Origin of the sequence: Microbacterium sp. Ag1 (assembly GCF_001005635.1) — a bacterium.
GTDB lineage: Bacteria > Actinomycetota > Actinomycetes > Actinomycetales > Microbacteriaceae > Microbacterium > Microbacterium oxydans.
Window position 1 is genome coordinate 131175 of sequence record NZ_LBCR01000026.1, and the last position, 17758, is coordinate 148932.

The 17758-nt window shown below is 67.1% G+C and carries 21 protein-coding genes and 3 tRNA genes; 17 read left to right on the forward strand and 7 right to left on the reverse strand.

Annotation, left to right across the window (positions count from 1 at the left end; all coding sequences use genetic code 11):
• Positions 1-23 precede the first annotated feature (23 nt).
• The 9 genes from AAY78_RS05595 to AAY78_RS05635 all read left to right on the forward strand — a co-directional run bounded on the left by AAY78_RS05595 (position 24) and on the right by AAY78_RS05635 (position 5828).
• Positions 24-108, forward strand: a tRNA-Tyr gene (locus tag AAY78_RS05595).
• Positions 109-249: 141 nt separating this feature from the next.
• Positions 250-885, forward strand: coding sequence for a DUF2510 domain-containing protein (locus tag AAY78_RS05600; protein WP_046747348.1), 636 nt, complete (start codon positions 250-252; stop codon positions 883-885).
• Between the two features lie 39 nt (positions 886-924).
• Entirely contained in the window at positions 925-1416 is a 492-nt protein-coding gene (locus AAY78_RS05605) for an FBP domain-containing protein (protein WP_046747349.1), read from the forward strand.
• 46 nt (positions 1417-1462) lie between these two features.
• The gene (locus tag AAY78_RS05610; protein ID WP_046747350.1) at positions 1463-2263 is read left to right on the forward strand and encodes an enoyl-CoA hydratase/isomerase family protein; all 801 of its coding nucleotides are present in this window, start codon (positions 1463-1465) and stop codon (positions 2261-2263) included.
• A gap of 115 nt (positions 2264-2378) precedes the next feature.
• Positions 2379-3428 (forward strand): hypothetical protein, encoded by a 1050-nt coding sequence (locus AAY78_RS05615; protein WP_156172616.1) that lies wholly within the window; start codon positions 2379-2381, stop codon positions 3426-3428.
• A complete protein-coding gene (locus tag AAY78_RS05620) occupies positions 3425-4219 on the forward strand; it encodes an inositol monophosphatase family protein (RefSeq protein WP_046747351.1) in 795 nt (264 codons plus the stop codon). Before AAY78_RS05615 ends, AAY78_RS05620 begins: the two co-directional genes overlap by 4 nt.
• 121 nt (positions 4220-4340) lie before the next feature.
• Positions 4341-5579, forward strand: a complete 1239-nt coding sequence (locus AAY78_RS05625) for a M23 family metallopeptidase (protein WP_046747352.1) — start codon at positions 4341-4343, stop codon at positions 5577-5579.
• 68 nt (positions 5580-5647) lie between these two features.
• A tRNA-Thr gene (locus tag AAY78_RS05630) sits at positions 5648-5719 on the forward strand.
• Positions 5720-5754: 35 nt separating this feature from the next.
• A tRNA-Met gene (locus AAY78_RS05635) sits at positions 5755-5828 on the forward strand.
• A 60-nt stretch (positions 5829-5888) separates the two neighbouring features.
• Here AAY78_RS05635 and AAY78_RS19180 read toward each other — a convergent pair.
• Positions 5889-6605, reverse strand: a complete 717-nt coding sequence (locus AAY78_RS19180; protein WP_052748659.1) for an META domain-containing protein — start codon at positions 6603-6605, stop codon at positions 5889-5891.
• Positions 6606-6625: 20 nt separating this feature from the next.
• Between AAY78_RS19180 and AAY78_RS05645 the strand changes: the two genes are divergently transcribed.
• Both AAY78_RS05645 and AAY78_RS05650 read left to right on the forward strand, forming a co-directional pair.
• Positions 6626-7504: a zinc-binding alcohol dehydrogenase family protein gene (locus AAY78_RS05645; protein WP_231589664.1), complete on the forward strand. Its 879-nt coding sequence runs from the start codon at positions 6626-6628 to the stop codon at positions 7502-7504.
• Between the two features lie 384 nt (positions 7505-7888).
• Positions 7889-9277: a DUF1254 domain-containing protein gene (locus AAY78_RS05650; protein ID WP_052748660.1), complete on the forward strand. Its 1389-nt coding sequence runs from the start codon at positions 7889-7891 to the stop codon at positions 9275-9277.
• A gap of 76 nt (positions 9278-9353) precedes the next feature.
• On the opposite strand, the gene AAY78_RS19870 is transcribed toward AAY78_RS05650, so the two are convergent.
• The 5 genes from AAY78_RS19870 to AAY78_RS05675 all read right to left on the reverse strand — a co-directional run bounded on the left by AAY78_RS19870 (position 9354) and on the right by AAY78_RS05675 (position 13769).
• Positions 9354-9782 (reverse strand): CPBP family intramembrane glutamic endopeptidase, encoded by a 429-nt coding sequence (locus AAY78_RS19870; RefSeq protein ID WP_052748661.1) that lies wholly within the window; start codon positions 9780-9782, stop codon positions 9354-9356.
• 352 nt (positions 9783-10134) lie between these two features.
• Positions 10135-10959, reverse strand: coding sequence for a CPBP family intramembrane glutamic endopeptidase (locus tag AAY78_RS05660; protein ID WP_046747353.1), 825 nt, complete (start codon positions 10957-10959; stop codon positions 10135-10137).
• A gap of 103 nt (positions 10960-11062) precedes the next feature.
• The gene (locus AAY78_RS05665) at positions 11063-11362 is read right to left on the reverse strand and encodes a hypothetical protein (RefSeq protein ID WP_046747354.1); all 300 of its coding nucleotides are present in this window, start codon (positions 11360-11362) and stop codon (positions 11063-11065) included.
• 124 nt (positions 11363-11486) lie between these two features.
• Positions 11487-13157, reverse strand: coding sequence for an MDR family MFS transporter (locus tag AAY78_RS05670; RefSeq protein ID WP_046747355.1), 1671 nt, complete (start codon positions 13155-13157; stop codon positions 11487-11489).
• The gene (locus tag AAY78_RS05675) at positions 13158-13769 is read right to left on the reverse strand and encodes a TetR/AcrR family transcriptional regulator (protein ID WP_046747356.1); all 612 of its coding nucleotides are present in this window, start codon (positions 13767-13769) and stop codon (positions 13158-13160) included.
• Between the two features lie 175 nt (positions 13770-13944).
• Between AAY78_RS05675 and AAY78_RS05680 the strand changes: the two genes are divergently transcribed.
• From AAY78_RS05680 to AAY78_RS05700, 5 genes are all read left to right on the forward strand, one after another.
• On the forward strand, positions 13945-14388 hold the full coding sequence (locus AAY78_RS05680) for an Asp23/Gls24 family envelope stress response protein (protein ID WP_082108584.1): 444 nt from the start codon (positions 13945-13947) through the stop codon (positions 14386-14388).
• Between the two features lie 58 nt (positions 14389-14446).
• Positions 14447-14620 carry a CsbD family protein gene (locus AAY78_RS05685; protein ID WP_045263668.1) on the forward strand — a complete coding sequence of 58 codons (174 nt, stop codon included), beginning with the start codon at positions 14447-14449 and terminating at the stop codon, positions 14618-14620.
• A 123-nt stretch (positions 14621-14743) separates the two neighbouring features.
• Positions 14744-15310 carry an RNA polymerase sigma factor gene (locus tag AAY78_RS05690; RefSeq protein WP_046747357.1) on the forward strand — a complete coding sequence of 189 codons (567 nt, stop codon included), beginning with the start codon at positions 14744-14746 and terminating at the stop codon, positions 15308-15310.
• The gene (locus AAY78_RS05695; RefSeq protein ID WP_046747443.1) at positions 15307-15912 is read left to right on the forward strand and encodes an Asp23/Gls24 family envelope stress response protein; all 606 of its coding nucleotides are present in this window, start codon (positions 15307-15309) and stop codon (positions 15910-15912) included. Before AAY78_RS05690 ends, AAY78_RS05695 begins: the two co-directional genes overlap by 4 nt.
• On the forward strand, positions 15909-16307 hold the full coding sequence (locus tag AAY78_RS05700; RefSeq protein WP_231589665.1) for a hypothetical protein: 399 nt from the start codon (positions 15909-15911) through the stop codon (positions 16305-16307). The genes AAY78_RS05695 and AAY78_RS05700 overlap by 4 nt, the downstream gene beginning before the upstream one ends.
• A gap of 62 nt (positions 16308-16369) precedes the next feature.
• Here AAY78_RS05700 and AAY78_RS05705 read toward each other — a convergent pair whose 3' ends face one another.
• Positions 16370-17218, reverse strand: coding sequence for an SDR family oxidoreductase (locus tag AAY78_RS05705; RefSeq protein ID WP_046747359.1), 849 nt, complete (start codon positions 17216-17218; stop codon positions 16370-16372).
• Between the two features lie 93 nt (positions 17219-17311).
• Here AAY78_RS05705 and AAY78_RS05710 point away from each other — a divergent pair, with 93 nt between their 5' ends.
• Positions 17312-17677 (forward strand): winged helix-turn-helix transcriptional regulator, encoded by a 366-nt coding sequence (locus AAY78_RS05710; RefSeq protein WP_045263673.1) that lies wholly within the window; start codon positions 17312-17314, stop codon positions 17675-17677.
• Positions 17678-17758 lie beyond the last annotated feature (81 nt).

Consider the following 17758-nt stretch of genomic DNA (forward strand, 5'->3'; position numbering starts at 1 on the left):
TTCAAGTCGGACGGGTGCGCTCTGGCGAGTTACCCAAGCGGCCAAAGGGATCTGACTGTAAATCAGACTGCACTGCATTCGGGGGTTCGAATCCCTCACTCGCCACCACCACCTCTGCGGAGAAGCGCAGAGATCGAAGGCCCACGCGATCACTGCGAGGGCCTTCTCTCGTTGGTGTGACCCTCCCCGTGAATAGGGTGGTCACATGCCGCCGAAGACTCGTGCCCATTCCGACGTCCGGATTCGATCGTGACCGCGCCCGCAGGCTGGTACACCGATGCCCAGGGCTCGACGCGGTGGTGGGACGGTTCACGGTGGGGTGAGGAAGCGCCGGTCGTGGCGACCTCACCGGAGTACCTGCCGGTCCCTCAGGGGACCACCGCGAACACCACATGGGTCTGGTTGATCGTGCTCCTCCCGGTGCTGAGCACGATCGCGGCCATCGGCTATCTCGTGCAGATGCAACAGGGGATGTTCGAGGTACTCGCGGTCGTGCCGCTGGATGGCTCGTCGTCACTCGACGTGGACAAGTTCATCGCTGCAGAGTTCAACGCCTTCCTCACGCCGTGGTACCTGGTCCTGACGCTGTCGGGCTGGGCGGTCTACGGGCTCTCCGTGTGGTTCGCCGCCCTGGATGCCCGAGAGCTCGCAGCGCGGGGGTTCGTTCGTCCCTTCCCCTGGGCGTGGGCCTTCCTGTCCTCGCTTGTCTATGTGATCGGCCGCCATGTGGTGATCCGTCGGCGGGGCGGAAGGATTCTGGCACCGCTCGTGGTCACGATCGCGATCCAGGTCGCCATTCTCCTCGCCGCATCCGTCTGGGCGTCCGTGTTCGCCGTGCAGGTGTTCGAGACGGTGTTCGGGATGGTCACGACGCGTCGACTGTGACGCGGCCCCGCCCCGCGAACGGTTTCCTAGACTGGAGCGATGCGACCGCTCACCGAAGCCGAAGTCCGGGCATCGTTCGTCAATGCGGACGATGACGAGCTGCGTCTGATGGAGATGCCTCATGACTTCCTGCTCGTCGACTGGGACTACCTCGACTTCTTCGCCTGGCAGGACCCCGGTGCGAGCCGTCGCGGCTATGTGCTGATCCCGCACGGCGACGAGGTGATCGGGGTGGTGCTGCGTGCGACGGACCCCGGTCGCGCGCGGTCGGGCATGTGCAACATCTGCCACACGATGCAGCCGGGGAACCAGGTCGCCCTCCTCTCCGCCCGTCGAGCAGGCGAAGCGGGCAAGCGGGGGGATTCGTTCGGCACCTACATGTGCGCCGACCTCTCCTGCCACGAGAACGTGCGCCTCGCGCACCCGCTCGCACCGAACGAGGTCAGGTCGCCCGGTCAGGTCGACTTCCGTCTCGACGGCACGCGCCGGCGCATGGAGAGCTTCGTCTCGCAGGTCTGGGAGCGCGTCTGATCGCGGTTACGCTGGTGCGACACGTTCTGTGCTCGAAGGAGAAGCCATGACTGACGCCATCCTGTTCGCCGTCGAAGAGGAAATGGCTCGGCTCACACTGAACCGGCCCGCTCGGCTCAACGCGTTCAACGCCGACCTGGCGCACGCCTGGAAGGACGCGACGGCCGAGGCCACGTCGCGCACCGACGTGAAGGCGATCCTCATCGATGCCGCGGGTCCTGCGTTCTGCGCCGGAGGCGACGTGATCGACATGGCGACGACCATGGGCGCGTCCGGTGCGGAGATCACCGCGCTCGCCGGGGTCATCAACTCCGGCATCCGCTCGCTGACGGAATCAGCGGTGCCCGTCGTCGCGGCGGCCCACGGCACGACCGCGGGAGGTGGCCTGGGCATCCTGCTGTGCAGCGACTACGCCGTCGTGGGCTCGCGGTCGAAGCTCGGCAGCCTGTACGCGAACATCGGTCTGACCCCAGACCTGTCGGTCTCCGCTCAGCTCGCTCGTGCCGTCGGCCAGCGCCGTGCCCTGCAGCTCGTCCTGCAGGATCGGCTGCTCACCGCAGCGGAGGCCGTCGAGTGGGGACTCGTCGCCGAGGCCGTCGAGGGTGAGGACGCCGCCGCGGAGGCGGAGCGTGTGCGAGCGCGCGGTGAGGAGGTCGCACGCTTCTGGCTGGCGGGCGCCGCCGACGCCTACGGTCAGGCGAAGAGGCTGGTGCGCGAGCAGCCGGAACGCTCCTTCGTCGAGCAGCTGAGCGAAGAGGCGCGCTCGATCGGTGCCGCCCTCGAGACAGCCGACGCGCAGGCGAGGGTCGCGGCGTTCGCTGCGGCGTCGGCGAAGAAGACCGGCTGACCTCTCCTCCCCAGACCTGAAGGGTCGACAGACTTCCCGCGACGGGGTAGAACCCCTGGCAACCGTCGGCGCGCATGGCAGGATGAAGGCATCGCCGCTCGACGAGAGGAACGCCATGTCCCAGCCGGACATCACCACGCATCGACCGCAGGGTGAGAAGAAGAACATGTCGCTGCTGATCAGGGGCTCCCTGTGGATCGCCATCGGCGCTCTCATCGCCGCGGCCCTCGTGTGCGTCATCTGGGTGCTCATCGGTGACCAAGACGGTCTGATCGGTCGTGCGTTCCTCACGATCCTGCTGCTGGCGGCGTTCGCGGGAATCGCGATCCTCGAGGCCGGGTTGGCGCCGAACCGCCCCGACTGGCTGCAGCTGGCGAGCATGGTGAGCTGGATCGTCGCTCTCCTCGTCGGCGCCGTGAAGATCTGGCTCCCGGAGGACGGGTTCTACTTCGGCGCCGAGCGCTTCTTCCAGCTGCTCCTCGTGATCGGCATCCTCCAGCTGGCCCTGCTGCACGTGCGCCTGTTCACGCCGGCAGCGCAGCGATACGTCACGACCTTCACCCGAGTGATCTACATCGTGACCGTCACTTTCCTCGTCGGTCTCGTCGGCATGCTCGTGTTCTTCCTCGCCTTCCCCCACACGTTCCACTACGGCGAGCTGTATTGGCGCATCGTGGTCGCACTCACGATCCTCGTGGCCGTCGGTACCACGCTGATCCCGCTGCTCAATGCGCTCTTCGCGCCGAAGAAGAAGACCCCGGCCAACCGTGCCGTCGCGTCGGCGCCGTCGTGGCCGACCTACGCCGATGGCATCACCCCGCTTCCGGCGCTGCCCGATGCATCGCCCGACTGGAACGCCTACTACACCGGGTACCCGACGGTCGCCCCGCCCCAGCAGGCACTCCCGCAAGCGCCCGTCGCGGCATTCCCCGTCGTGCCGCAGCCCGTCTCGCCGCAGCCTGCGCCGCCGCAGCCCGCTGCGTCTCCGTTCGCGCCGCCGCAGTTCTCGCAGCCCGCAGAGCCCGCGCCTTCGACTCCGGGCGAGCACCCGGTGCCCCCTGCCCCGGCCACGCAGACTCCGGCCACGCAGACTCCGGCCTCCCCGCAGGAGGCTTCGCAGGCTTTCCCGCCGCCGCCGCCCGCGCCCCGGCAGCCCGAACAGTGACGCTGGAACTCGAACTCCGCGACCTCGCGACCGAGATCGCCGAGGAAGCAGGGCAGCTCGCGCGACTTCGACGACAGGAAGGGGTGCGCCTGGCGGCGACCAAGTCGTCGTTGGCCGACATCGTCACGGACGCAGACCGAGAGGTCGAAGCGCTCATCCGTTCGCGTCTGCGCGCGGCGCGGCCTGACGACGGCTTTCTCGGGGAGGAGACGGGGGCCGAAGCGGGGAGCAGCGGGATCACCTGGATCGTCGACCCCATCGACGGCACCGTCAACTACGCGTACGGCATCCCGGCGTACAACGTGAGCATCGGCGCGGTCCGCGGGGAACCTGATCCCGAGACCTGGGAAGCGCTCGCCGGCGCCGTCAACGCCCCGGCGTTGGGAGAGACCTTCTCAGCGGCGCGAGGTCATGGCGCCTGGTCGAACGGCATTCGTCTCGCGGTGACGGACACGACCCCGGCCGGCGCTCTCCTCGCCACGGGCTTCGGCTACGACCCCGCCACCCACGAAGGCGACATCGCGACCGTGGCGCGGGTCATGCCGATGGCTCGCGATGTGCGACGTATGGGCGCGGCCGCACTCGACCTGGCCTTCGTCGCTGCGGGGCGACTGGACGGTTACTTCGAGCGGGGCCTTCGCCCCTGGGACTTCGCCGCCGGTGCGCTCCTCGTCGAGGAAGCCGGAGGCGTGGTGTCCCGAACGGATGTCGACTCCCCGCGCCCGATGCTGGTAGCGGGAGGAGTCGATGTGCACGCCCGACTGCTCGCGATCCTCGCGGAGAATCCGTGAACGATTCATGGCATTCTCAGCCTGGTCACGGTAGGGTTTACCCGATCGTTACTTTCATCACCCGAAGGTGAAAGTCAAAGTTTGCGCCCCCCGAGCACGACGCACGACCGAGAGAAACGCTTTGCCCCTCGAGAACTCCCAGGCTGCCTCTGCGCCCACGCGCCGATCCAGCCGACTCCGCACTGCGGCCTCCGAGGCCCCCGCGGCGGGACCGACGGCACCCCTTTCTGCCGCTGATTCCACTGCCGTCGCCCTCGCTGCTGTCGCCCCCCTTTCCCGACGCGCCGCCCGTCAGCGGCCGGCACCCGACGAGGTGGTCACGGAAGCGCTGATCGAGCCTTTCGTCGCCACGAACTCGGAGCCGGTGATCGCCGATGTTCCCGCGGTTCCTGTCGCCTCGGAGCCGGTCGAGGCTCCTGCGGCTCCGGTCCGCGAAACCGGTGAGGACGGGCGTGGACCGGCGGTCGAAGCCGACGCGTTCGAGCGCGCTTCCCGTGCCTTCCGCGCGACAGGTGCGGTTCCGACGGTTTCCACGGCTGAGCGCTCGCCGTCCGCAGCGAGTTCGGACGCTGAGTCTGTCGTCCCCTCGCATGTGGCCCCTCGTCGCCCCCGCAACCTCCGCAAGGTGGTCACGGTCGGAGCGACCGTCGGTGTGATGAGCCTCGCAGGGCTTCTCGCGGTGTCCATGACGCTCCCCGCGGAGGCGGTCGCCGGTGTGCGGGGCGGCTCGGCCGCATCCATGTCGTTGGTCTCCGCTGCTGCCGCCGACTCGAAGGACGAGGCCGAGGACGAGATCCAGGCTTTCGTCGCACCGTCCGGCGTCGAGAGCGTCCCGCTCTCCCGCTCCGATGACTTCAGCACGGTCTCGCTCGCCGAGGTCGCCGCCGAGCAGGGCATCAACTACTCGGGTGAGATCTTCACGAACGACCCCGACGCCGCCATCCAGTGGCCGTTCCTCGTCGGTGTCGGCATGAGCTACGGCTATGGGATGCGCAGCGGCCGCCTCCACGAGGGCATCGACTTCGTGCCGGGCAACGGTGCGCCGATCCAGGCCATCGCCGACGGCACTGTCCGCATCGCCACAGAGCAGGGCGGGGCCTTCGGGGTCACGGTCTACATCGACCACGTCATCGACGGCCAGGTCATCACGAGCCACTACTCACACATGCAGTACGGCTCCCTCAACGTCAAGGCCGGCGACACCGTCAAGGTCGGAACGATCGTCGGCAAGACGGGCAACACGGGTCGTTCCTACGGCGCGCACCTGCACTTCGAGCTCATCGTCAACGGAACGACCATCGACCCGATGCCGTGGCTCAAGGCGAACGCCGGTCGATCGTCGCTGACCGCGGAGGAGTGACCGGCTCGATTTCATGAGGACGCCACAGTAATGGTATTCTCGTACGGTTGCCCCGCGAGGGGCAGCACGCCCCGATAGCTCAGTGGCAGAGCACTTCCATGGTAAGGAAGGGGTCGTCAGTTCAATCCTGACTCGGGGCTCGCAAGCATTCTTCTCACGCGGACGGATGCCTCGCGGCAGGGTAGCTCAGCTGGTTAGAGCGCACGACTCATAATCGTGAGGTCGCGGGTTCAAGCCCCGCTCCTGCTACAGATGAAAACCCCCGGATTCCCGGGGGTTTCGTCGTTCACGGGGGCAGCGCGTCGAAGCTCAGTCGCGGGACTGGCGCCCCGGTTGGAGTCCGCCGATCGGCGAACCCGCGGCGCCGTTGACGTACATGTAGCCATCGATGATGTCCGCGGATCGCCCTCGGCCGAGCCATGCGTCGATGCCGTCGCAGGCGTTCTCCGTCTGGGGGAGGAGCGTCTCCAGCTCGATCCTTCCCGCCGAATCCTGCGACCAGCGGCCGCTCAGATCGTTGCACCCGTCGCTGCCCGTGACGGTCCCGTCGGGACTGAACGACAAGAACGTCGCTCCATCGACGCTCGCCTCCCAGCCCCCGACGGGGTCGGGGAGTGGCGGAGTCGTCTCGGCGGGAACCTCACCGTTCGCGATCCTGTCGTTGCGCGCGTACATGGGGGCAAGCCCGGCTTGGAAGACGGCGCTGGTGGTGATGGCCGACACCAGCACGAGGACCACGCCGAGCAGGGGAGCCCAGTAGGCGGGCTTTCTCCGATGCCGGAGCATGAACGCGGCCACGATCGCCGCGATGACCGAGGCAGCGACCGCCCACGGGAAGACGGCGCGGGCGCCGAAAGCGAGTGCCAGGTCGCAATCGCCTTCGCAGCCGACGGCGCTGAACGACTCGAGGATCTGCGCGACGTACGCCGCGACGACGAGCAACGGAACGAGCAACCAGAGGGTGACGGCGAGTGCGGAGCGGTGCGCACGGTCGCGATGGGCCGGTTCCGGATCCTCGACGGTCATGTCCCTGAGGGTATGGCGGAGTGCCGAGACGGACCGCAGGCGCGACGCGTGTCGTCGGCGCGGTGATGGCACGTCTCGGCTACGACGCCGCAGGGGTCGTGGTCGCCGTCGGCGAGGAGTCGACCCGCTTCGCCGTGGGGGATCGCGTGTTCTACGCCGGGCAGATCGATCGCTCAGGCACGAACGCGCGGTTCCACCTGGTGAACGAGAACATCGTCGGACATGCTCCTAGCACGCTGTCGGTCGCAGAGGCGGCCGCACTGCCGCTGACGGTCATCACCGCGTGGGAGAGCCTGTTCGACCGTCTGGCGCTCACCCGCGAAAGCAGAGGAGTGCTCCTGGTGATCGGCGCGGCAGGAGGCGTCGGCTCGCTGATCATCCAGCTCGCGAAGGCCCTCACGCGTCTCGAGGTCATCGCCGCGGCCTCGCGCCCGGAGACGGCGGAGTGGGTGCGTCAGATGGGGGCCGACCACGTCGTCGGCCGTGACTTCGCCGGCGAGGTGTCGGCGCTCGCCCCCGCCGGCGTCGACTACGTGTTCACCTCGTTCACACCCGGCAACGTCAGGGCGATCGCCGACGTGATCCGTCCGCGCGGACAGGTCGTCTCCGTCGATGAAACCGGCGGCAGCATCGACGCGCTCAAGGCGAAGAGCGTGACCTGGCACTGGGAGCTCATGTTCACGAGACCCGTCACCGATCCCTCCGACCACTACCAGCACGACCTCCTGGAGAGCGTCGCGAAGCTGGTCGACGCAGGAACTCTCCGTACAACGCTGACGACCCACCTCACTCCGCTGGACGCCGCGACGATGCGTCGGGCCCACGAGATCGTCGAAGCGTCTCGCACGATGGGGACGGTCGTCGTCACGGACTGGCCAGAGGCGGGCCAGCTATCGTGACGTCGGTCGGCTCTCGCGTGTTCCCAAGCGACGCTCGTCCGGGAGTGCTCGGCTATCGCCCGTGCCGCTCCCGAGCGGCCAACCAGAACAAGACACCGAGAACCGCGGTGAGTGGACGGTAGAAGCGGTTGTCGAGCCGCCGGAACCTGCCCCCAGCAGGAGGGCGGCCGAGCACGGAGAGTGCCGCGTCGCCACCGAGGATCGCCCGTGCGAGCATGACCGTTCCCATGGTTCTCCGGATGACCGCCTCTGAACGAATACTCCGATATGAAGGGTCCCGAGCGATACAGTGTTCTCGACACTTGAGGCAGCCGGAACCTGCGGATGGACAGCAGAGGTGCTCCCCGCGATGTCGATCGGATCAGCACCTCGAGGAGACCTGCGATGACCCACATGAACGAGTATCGATTCGACGGCGGTTACCCGGATGACGCCACCGTGTCCGCCGCCTACGACGCCGCCGATCTGATGCGTGCGGTCCAGTGCTACAAGCACTTCTTCCCGCTGGTGTCGGGAGCGATGATCTTCGCGGGGCAGGCTCCGGTCGGCGTGGTCCCGAACCGCGTCTTCGGCTACATGGACACCCGCCCCGAGCAGGTCGGCTTCACGCTGAACTCCGATACTCCGTACGGCGGCATCCTGCTCGACCTGCACATCGGTCCCGTGGTGATCGAGATCCCCGCAGGCCCCGTCATCGGTGCGGTCCTCAACTTCGATCAGAGCTGGATCACCGATGTCGGCATCCCCGGTCGCGACGGCGGCAGGGGAGGCTCCTATCTCATCCTGCCGCCAGGGCACACCGGCGATGTCCCCGACGGCTACCTCGTCGCGCAGGCCCAGACGTTCAAGGTGGTCGCCGGACTGCGCGGCATCCCCCGCGAAGGCGATGTGCGGGGAGCGCTCGAGTTGCTGCAGATGACCGCTGTACACCCCCTCGACGACTCGGTCAGCTGGGAGACCCCGACATGGATCGACATGTCCGGCCGACCGCAGGACACTTCTCCGGCAGTGCTCCAGGGCACGCTCGACTACTGGCGCGTGCTCCACGGTGCCCTCCAGGACGAGCCGCAACGGCCGGACGACCGTGCATACGAGTCGGAGCTCGCCGTGCTCGGCATTGAACGCGGTCGCGAGTTCGCACCCGACGAGAGGATGCAGGACATCCTTGCGCGCGCCGCCGTCGAAGCCGATGCACAGCTGCGCGTGCAGTCGCTCGCCGACCGTCGACCCGACCGCACGGTCTGGCCCGACCGATACTGGGAATGGGTCACCCTCCGCCCGGAGAACGCCGCGTTCGAGATCGGCGGAAGAACCGATGTCGATGCTCGGGAGACCTGGTTCTACCAGGCCATCGCGAGCTCACCCGCCATGTTCCGGCGAGTGCCCGGCGGAGGTTCTCTCTACTGGTTCAGTGGCCGAGACAGCGACGGCGTGTACCTCGACGGTGGTCGGGAGTACACGCTTCGCATCCCTGCCCCGGTCCCGGCGCGGTTGTTCTGGTCCGTCACCGTGTACGACGCCGTCACCCGCAGCCAGATTGCGACCGACCAGAGCAGAGCAGCCCTGCGATCGATGTTCGAGCTTTCGGGCGCGACCGATCAGGGCCTCGACCACGTGCTCCGGTTCGGGCCCGAGCAGCCGGCTACGGGAGAGGAGCAGTGGGTCAAGACGATCCCGGGCAGAGGCTGGTTCGTGTACCTGCGCCTCTACGGTCCGACGGAAGCGGCTTTCGACGGCACCTGGCTGCCGGGCGACATCACTGCCGAGGGGTGAGCGCTAGCGCTGCGGCGGGATGCGCCGTCTCGGCACGACGAGATCGACGAGTACCGGCACCGTCGCCGAGCTCGCGTCAGGTAGCCACAGCTCCGGCCGAGGGGTTGCGTTCGTGCGCTCCCCGAATCACGAAGGCGACCACGACGAGACCGATGAAGCCGATCACCAGGTAGATCACGTTGGCGATGTAGACGATGTCGCTCGGTGTGCCGACGCCGGTCGCGAAGACGGAGAAGTCCCACAGGCCGTGCAGCACCATCGCCCAGATGAGCGAGCCCGTCACTCGGCGCAGGATGTAGAGCGTGGTGCCCATGAGGAACGCGGCGCCGACCTGGCTGATGGTTCCTGCGAGCGGTGCGCCGAGGAGAACATTGACGAAGTGCGTCACGGCGAAGAGCGAGGAGGAGAAGAACCAGACCCAGACCTCGGAGAATCGAGAGCGCAACGCGGTGAGGAGCAGGCCGCGGTTGACGATCTCCTCCGTGAATCCGACCAGGAGGAGCACGAGGGATGCCCCAGGAAGGCGCCGCTGTAGGAGCCCCAGTCGGTTCCGACCAGGTTCATGACGGCCGCTCCGGCGACGAGGACCGGGACGAAGATCGGCCACGTGTGCCGGCTCCGGTGCGCCTCGTGGATCGCGGGCTGCCACCATCCCAGCAAGCTGGTCGTGACCGCGAGGAGCACCGTCGCGACGATGAGAGACACGCCGGCCCCGAGGAAGAGATTCCCGGCGTTGTCTCCCCAGGTGTCGTAGGAGATGCCCGTCGACTTCTGGATAGCGAAGACCAGCACGAGATAGCCGGCCCAGGTGGCGAGCCCAATCCAGACGCGCGGGGTGACCTTCAGTGATGGGGCGCTCACGCTGCATACTCCTGGGGGAACGTCGGCTTCGCGTCGCCCACTCGTCCGCGGATGAAGAAGATCAGGACGAATCCGGTCACGATGACCGCGATGTTCCCGAAGCCGGCGATGGCTGTGAGCGCGCCTTCGGCGGGGTGCGCCGTCTGCAGGAAGATGCTCGGATCCGTGCTGGCGTGCAACAGGATCGGCGCGAGGATCGTCCCTGTGACGCGGAGGGCGAGGTACATCAGGATGCCGAACGCGAAGGTGTAGACGAGCTGGAACGCGGTCGCGAACACCGATTGCCCGTTCAGGAGGTTCCCGGCGTGGAGACCGGCGAACACGGTCGCGGAGATCACCGCGACCACGATCTCGCGGTATCCGGCCTTGCGGGCGAGGTTCACGACGAGGCCGCGGGTGAGCACTTCCTCGGCGTATCCGATCAGGAGTCCGGCGAGGAGCCAGGTGGCCACGACGTCGAGGCCGACGTCACCGTAGTCGATGGTCGCGAAACGCAGGATGTTGAACAGCAGCACGACGACGATCGCGATCCACATCCACCCCCGGCCTCGGATCGGCTGCGGGCCGAAGACCTCCTTCCACCACCCGAGCGAGGCGATGAAGCCCACGAGCAGAAGGCCGCCGACGACGAGCGGCAGGACGTAGTAGACGACGACTGCGGATGCGCCGCTCGGATCGTCCACTTGGAGGGCGAGCGGGGTGAAGGCGAGGGACAGCAGATAGTAGAGGATGAAGTAGACGGCCGCGAGGACGAGTGCGCGCCACCAGCCGCCTTTCTCCCAGAACCTCCTCCAGGGTGACGTCATCGCGGGTGTCGACATGGGGGCTCCTGACCGCCGGAAGTGGGGACGGCCGGCTGCCCGTCAGTTTGGCGCAGCGCAGCGGGCGGCGGCCATACGGAGATTCCGGGGCGCGTCGCCGGTGTCACCCTCGGAGTCCTTTCGAGCCGCGCGCTGGGGGAAGGTGCGGGATGGGGATCGGACGCGTGGCGCGCGATGTCTCCTGGAACCTGCGTACGGCCTCGAGGACGTCTTCGGGTGAGGAGTATCGCAAGGCGAGAGGAAGGTCGCGCCGCCACAGCACCTCGACCTCGGTCGGGGCGTCCTCGAAGATCGTGCAGACCACCCGCCGGTGGTCGTTCTCCGGGTACTGCAGATCGTGAATGGCCCAGTCTGTCTCACTGGCCTCCACCAGCGTGAACCTCAGGTATGGATCGTGCTCCATCATTCTCCTAGCTGTCCCCACGCTGAAGAATGCTCGATCGCGGCCCGGAAGGGGAGCCCCTTGACAGAAGGCCGCCCCTGCTCCAGAGGGGGCAGGGGCCGCCGTGTTCACCGAGCTGGCGTGTTCATCGAGATGGCGGTATCGAGTCAGACTCCTCCGGTGCGCCAGGCGACGCGACCGCAGCTCCCGACCATTCGACGCCTCGTTGCTCGGCCTCCAGACGCTCCGCTTCCTCTCCGCTGATGGCCTCGCCCCTGGCCACGAGCCCCGCGGTGTCCGACAGCGGGATCTGCTTCAGGAACAGCGAGAGCAGCAGCGCGAGGGCGATGAACGGCACGAGATACCAGAAGACCGGGGCGAGGGCATCCGCATACGCGGTGACGATGCCGTCGCGCACCTCGTCCGGCAGGGAGTTGAGCGTGGAAGGGTCGATCGTCGATGCGGCCTCTGAGGCGGCATCGGGCGATGCGCCGGCGCCGGCGAAGACCCCGAGCAGGTTCTCGGTGAGGCGAGTGGTGAAGATGGTGCCGAAGACCGCGGTGCCGAGAGACGCGCCGACCTCCCGGAAGTAGTTGTTCGTGCTGGTCGCGGTGCCGATCTCACCCGCCGGAACCGCGTTCTGCACGACCAGCACCACGACCTGCATGATGAGGCCGAGCCCCGCTCCGAACACGAACAGGAACACGCAGATCAGCCAGATGGGAGTCGACGCCGAGAGTGTGGTCATCGCGACCATGGCGATACCGGTGATGATCGTGCCGAGGATCGGATAGATCTTGTACCTGCCGGTCTTCGAGATCGCGATCCCGGAGAAGATCGACGTGCCCATGAGGCCGACCATCATGGGGATCATCAGCAGACCGGATTCCGCCGCAGAGGTGCCGGAGGACATCTGCAGGAACGTCGGCACGAATCCGATCGCCGCGAACATGCCGATTCCGAGCACCAGTCCGATCGCGGTGGCGTTCACGAAGATCGGGTTGCGGAACAGGCTCAGCGGGATGATCGGGTCCTGCACGCGCGATTCTGTGATCACGAACGCCGTCGCCGCGACGATCAGCCCGGCACCCCATGCCCAGGTCGCGAGCGAGTCCCATCCGAACTCCTTGTCACCGCCGAAGTCGGTGAAGAAGATGAGGCACGTCGTGGCGATCGAGAGGAAGATGACCCCGAAGATGTCGATCGGCTTCTCGGCCTTCTTGCTCGGGAGCTTGAGGGCGATGAGGGCGATGATGAAGGCCGCGATCCCCACCGGGATGTTGATGTAGAACGCCCACTGCCAGGTCAGGTGATCCACGAAGTAGCCGCCGAGGAGAGGGCCGGCCACGGCCGAGAGGCCGAAGACCGCCCCGAGGGGACCCATGTACTTGCCACGCTCGTTGGTGGGCACGATGTCGGCGATGATCGCCTGGGACAGGATCATCAGGCCGCCGCCGCCGAGACCCTGCAGGGCGCGGAACACGACGAACATCCAGAAGTCCGTGGCGAACGCGCAGCCGACGGATGCCAGCGTGAACAGTGCGATCGCGACGAGGAACAGGTTGCGCCGGCCCAGCACGTCGCCGAACTTGCCGTAGATGGGCATCACGATCGTGGTGGCGAGCAGGTAGGCGGTGGTGATCCACACCTGGTGGTCGACGCCGCCGAGCTGTCCGACGATCGTCGGCATGGCGGTGGACACGATGGTCTGGTCGAGGCTGGAGAGCAGCATTCCCGCGATGAGAGCACTGAAGATGATCCAGATGCGGCGCTTCGTGAGCAGGAACGGCTCATCCTTCGTGGCGGTGGCGGACATTCAACGGGCTTTCTGTGACGGTGCGTAGAGCGAGCGGGCGAGGTCGAGGCGTCGCGCGATGAGATCGGCGAACGGCTCGGGGGACTGGTTGTGCAGGAGCTGGTCCATGCTCATGCGCACGAGCGCGCCGACGGTGTGCACGACCACCTCGGCGCGGAGTTCGGCATCGTCGTCGCCCTCGGTGCGACGGAGGATCAGGGCCTGGTCACGACGCTCGTTCTTGGCGAGCTGTTCGAAGGCCGCCTTCAGCAGCCGCGGCTCCTGCTCGATCACGGCGAACATCGCCGGCGCATCATCGACCGGGTTGAAGAGCTCGAAGCGACGGATCGTCAACTGGATGAAGTCGTCGAGGAGGTCTCCGCGCTGCGTGGCGAACTCCTCCTCGAGAGCTTCCTGGCGGGAATCGATCGTCGCGAAGCCGAAGACCGCGTTCTCCTTGCTCTCGAAGTAGTTGAAGAACGTGCGCCGCGAGACTCCGACCTCGGCGCACAGCTCCTCGACCGTGAATCCGGCGAACCCCTTCTCTGTGGTCAACCGGCGTACGGCATCGGTGAGGGCTCGGGAGGTCTCCCGCTTGCGCTGTTCCCGCAAGGATTCTGCACTGTCGCTCATAGAGTGCAATATTGCACTTCAAAGCTTGGAGTGCACTGTGAAGTGATCGTATCCGTTGTCGGCGACTTTCTTCGGATCGATTTGTGACATCCGCTGCTCGCGATCCGTCCTAGTCATAGCGTCGCTGACCGCGACCGGCGCCCCTACGGGCAGAACACGGATGAAGGAGCTCATGATGGCGAACACGACTCCGGGCACGCAGCCCGAGATCCACGTCGAAGCACCGCTGCAGGGGGCTGCAGTGGGCACGACGACGATCGAGGATGCGGTGGTCGCGAAGATCGCCGGCATCGCCGCGCGGGATGTCGACGGGGTTCATGCGCTCGGCGGGGGCGCCGCGCGCATGGTGGGAGCCATCCGGGATGCCTTCAACACGACCGACCTCTCGCAGGGAGTGTCCGTCGCGGTCGGCGAGGCGCAGATCACCGTCGACATCACGATCGTCGCCGAGTATCCGGTCGCCCTGCAGAAGGTCGCCGACGAGGTCAGGGCGGCTATCCATCGAGACCTCGTCGAGCTGGCAGGGGCGGACCTCGTCGAGGTCAACGTCACGATCGACGATGTGCACGTCCCCTCGGGCGACGTCGAGGGCGAGACCGCTGTGGCAGCGAGCGAGTAGTCGCCACATCCAAGACACGGCTCCGAGACCCGGGGCCGTAACGAGAAAGGGAGAAGAAATGAGCGCTGAAGACAAGATCAAGGCCACAGCCGAGAAGGTCGCCGGAAAGGCCAAGGAGACCGTGGGCAAGGTCATCAACGATGACAAGCTCGTCGCCGAGGGCAAGGCCGAGCAGGCCAAGGGCAACGTGCGCGACGCTGCGGAGGACGTGAAGGACGCGTTCAAGAAGTAGGCGGGACCGGGGGAGAGGCCGCACCGCCTCTCCCCGATCCCTCACAGGCGGGTGAGACATGATCCGATCCGATGGGGCATCTGTTCCGAATTCCTTCGGGGATCGGATCGAGGGGTGGGGTAGATGGAGAAGGAACGCTTTCGGACAGCGCTCGAGGATGCGGACGACGGCATCGTCGCCGGACGGGCGATGGACGGGGACGTCGAGGCGTTCGCCGTCTTGGTACGCAGGTATACGCCGATGATGCGCGCCTATACGCAGCGGATACTGAACGCCTCCGCCGACGTCGATGACATCGTGCAGGAGTCCTTCGTGGTCGCGTGGCAGCGGTTCGGCGAGCTCGAGGATCCGGCGAAGGTCAAGAGCTGGCTGATGCGGATCGTCAGCCGGAAGGCGGTCGACCGCATCCGTGCGATCCGCCCGGCCGTCGACATCGACTCGATCGACCGACCGGCACCTCTTCATGCGGCACCGTCCGCGGTCGTCGAGGCTCGCGCCGGTGTCGCAGCCCTCGGTGCTGCTCTGCGGGAGCTGCCCGACGCCCAACGCGAGTGCTGGGTGCTTCGCGAGATCGGCGGCTACACCTATGAGGAGATCTCGGAGCAGTTGGACATCCCGATCTCCACGGCGCGCGGCCTGCTGGCCCGCGCCAGAAAATACATGATCGTACGGATGGAGGAGTGGCGATGACCGACGACAGGGACGCGCCTGAAATCCGCAGACTCGGACTCGAGCCCACCGACCTCGACGGGCACACCCTGGACGAGCTCACCGACTACCTCGACGCCGGAAGACGCCCGGCCGACCGTTCCATCGACGAGTCGCCCGGGTGTCAGCTGGCCTTGGATGCGCTTGAGCGTCTGCGAGGGCTCGGCGCGGAGCTGCTCGCTGCGGAAGCCGCAGCCGAACCGGAGGTCGATGACAGCTGGGTCGACCGCATTCTGAGCGGCATCGCGATGGATGCGCGGGCCGGACGCCGCATCCCCTTCGAATCGCCCGATCCGAAGGCGGATCTCGCCATCACCGAGGGAGCTGTTCGCGGTCTCGTGCGCTCCTCGGAAGACGCCGTTCCCGGTCTCCTCATCGGCCGGTGCCGGCTGGAGGGCGATGTGACCCGGCCCGGCGCCCCGATCCGCGTCGGGATCGATGCGAGCGCGCTGCATGGACAGCCGATCCCGAAGGTCGCGGACGAACTTCGAGCCGAAGTGGATCGTCGCCTTCGCGCGCACACCGAACTGAACGTGGTCGCGATCGACATCGCGATCCGAGACATCAGAGAGGTGTCGTCGTGAGCGGCGGAGACGTGAGTGGGGGAGACGTGATGCAGGCGGAGGAGCGCGAGGAACTCGCTGCGGCGATCGAGGCGACCCTGCGATCGACCCCGGGGGTGCGCAGCGTCTACAGATCGGGATCTGTGATCTCTCAGCTGTTGCGACTGGGCGCTGAGGCTATCGGCGCGCGAAAGGACGATGAGCCGATGGTCTCGGTGATCGTCGCCGACGGCGGGGTGGTGGTCGAGGCCACACTCGGGGTCGAGTCCACGGCGAGATCGGGCGACATCCTCCACGCCGGGCACGGGGCCGTCGACGCGCTGCTCGACGCCCGAGGCCTGCGTCACGAGAGCATCACCCTCACGGTCGCGCATGTGCAGCCGGCCGAACGCCCTCGGGTGCCTGCGACCTCCTGAGGCACGGAACCACCGAGTGCCGCCGTCCGGGGGGACGGCGGCACTCGGTCTTGCGGGGCCGATCAGGCGGAGGCGGCGCGGAGTCCCTCGACGAGCGGGGTCGTGGGGCGCCCGATGAGGCGAGCGAGCGTGCCATCGGTATCGGCGAGCGCGCCGTCCTTGATGCCGGCGTCGAGGGCGGCGACGAATCCAGCCGTCCCCTCGTCGAGCCCGGCCTCGCGGAGCGCGGCGACCTGGTCGTCGTGGTCGAGCGCGACGAACGCGACTTCGCGTCCCGTGACCTCGGCGATGGCAGCAGCGAGATCGGTGTAGTTCCAGGCGACATCGCCGCCGAGCTCGTAGACCTCACCGACGTGTCCGTCCTCGAGCGCGACGACGGCTGCGGCCTCGGCGAAGTCCTTGCGGCTCGCGGAAGCCACCCGCCCTTCTCCCGTGCCGGCGGCGAGCACACCCGTCTCCGCGGCGCGGGCGAGGTCCGCGACATAGTTCTCGGTGTACCAGTTGTTGCGCAGGATCACGGCGGGCAACCCGGCCGCGGCGATGAGCTCTTCCGTCGCCTTGTGTTCGGGAGCCAGGATCAGGTCGCTCGTCGTGGCCTTGGGAGCGCTCGTGTAGACGAACTTGGAGACGCCGGCCGCCTTCGCGGCATCGATGACCGCCCGGTGCTGCGGGACCCGCTGGCCGACCTCGGAGCCGGATACCAGGATGACCGTGTCGACGCCTTCGAGTGCGGACGCGATCGATGCGGGGTCGGTGTAGTCGAGGTGCGCGACGCGAACGCCGAGGTCTGCGGCCTTGGCGGTGTCGCGGGCTCCTGCCACGATCGACTGGGGGTCGGTGCCGCGCTCGAGCAGGCTGGCGATGATGAGGCGGCCGAGGTTGCCGGTCGCACCGGTGACGAGGATGGTCATGAGGGTCCTTTCGTAAGTGACACCCACGACAACCCGCGATCGGGTGTTCGGCATTCCGATCTGACGGTACCCACTTTGAAGTAAGGTACCCACATGACGGTTAGTTTCGCGCAGATAAAGGAATCGACTCCGTTCGTGTTCGACCAGAACTGCGGCACGCGTGTCGTCCTGGATCACATCATGAGCAAGTGGGGAGTGCTCGTGCTCTCCTGCCTGTCCGACGGCACCCACCGCTGGGGCGCCCTCCGCAGGGAGGTCGACGGCATCAGCGAGAAGATGCTGGCCTCGACGCTGCGGACGCTCGCCGATGACGGCCTGGTGCACCGGGAATCCCTTCCGACCGTCCCTCCGCACGTGGAGTACAGTCTGACCCCGCTGGGGCGTGACCTGATGGAGCGCATGCTGCCGCTGATGGAGTGGGTGGCTGACCACGCCGACGGCATGCTCGAAAGAGGCTGAATCTGCGGATTCCGTCGTGAGCTCCACTTCTTTGCTTCGGATTCATGCTGTCTGAGAAAGCCGTTGACGCGAGAACCGTTG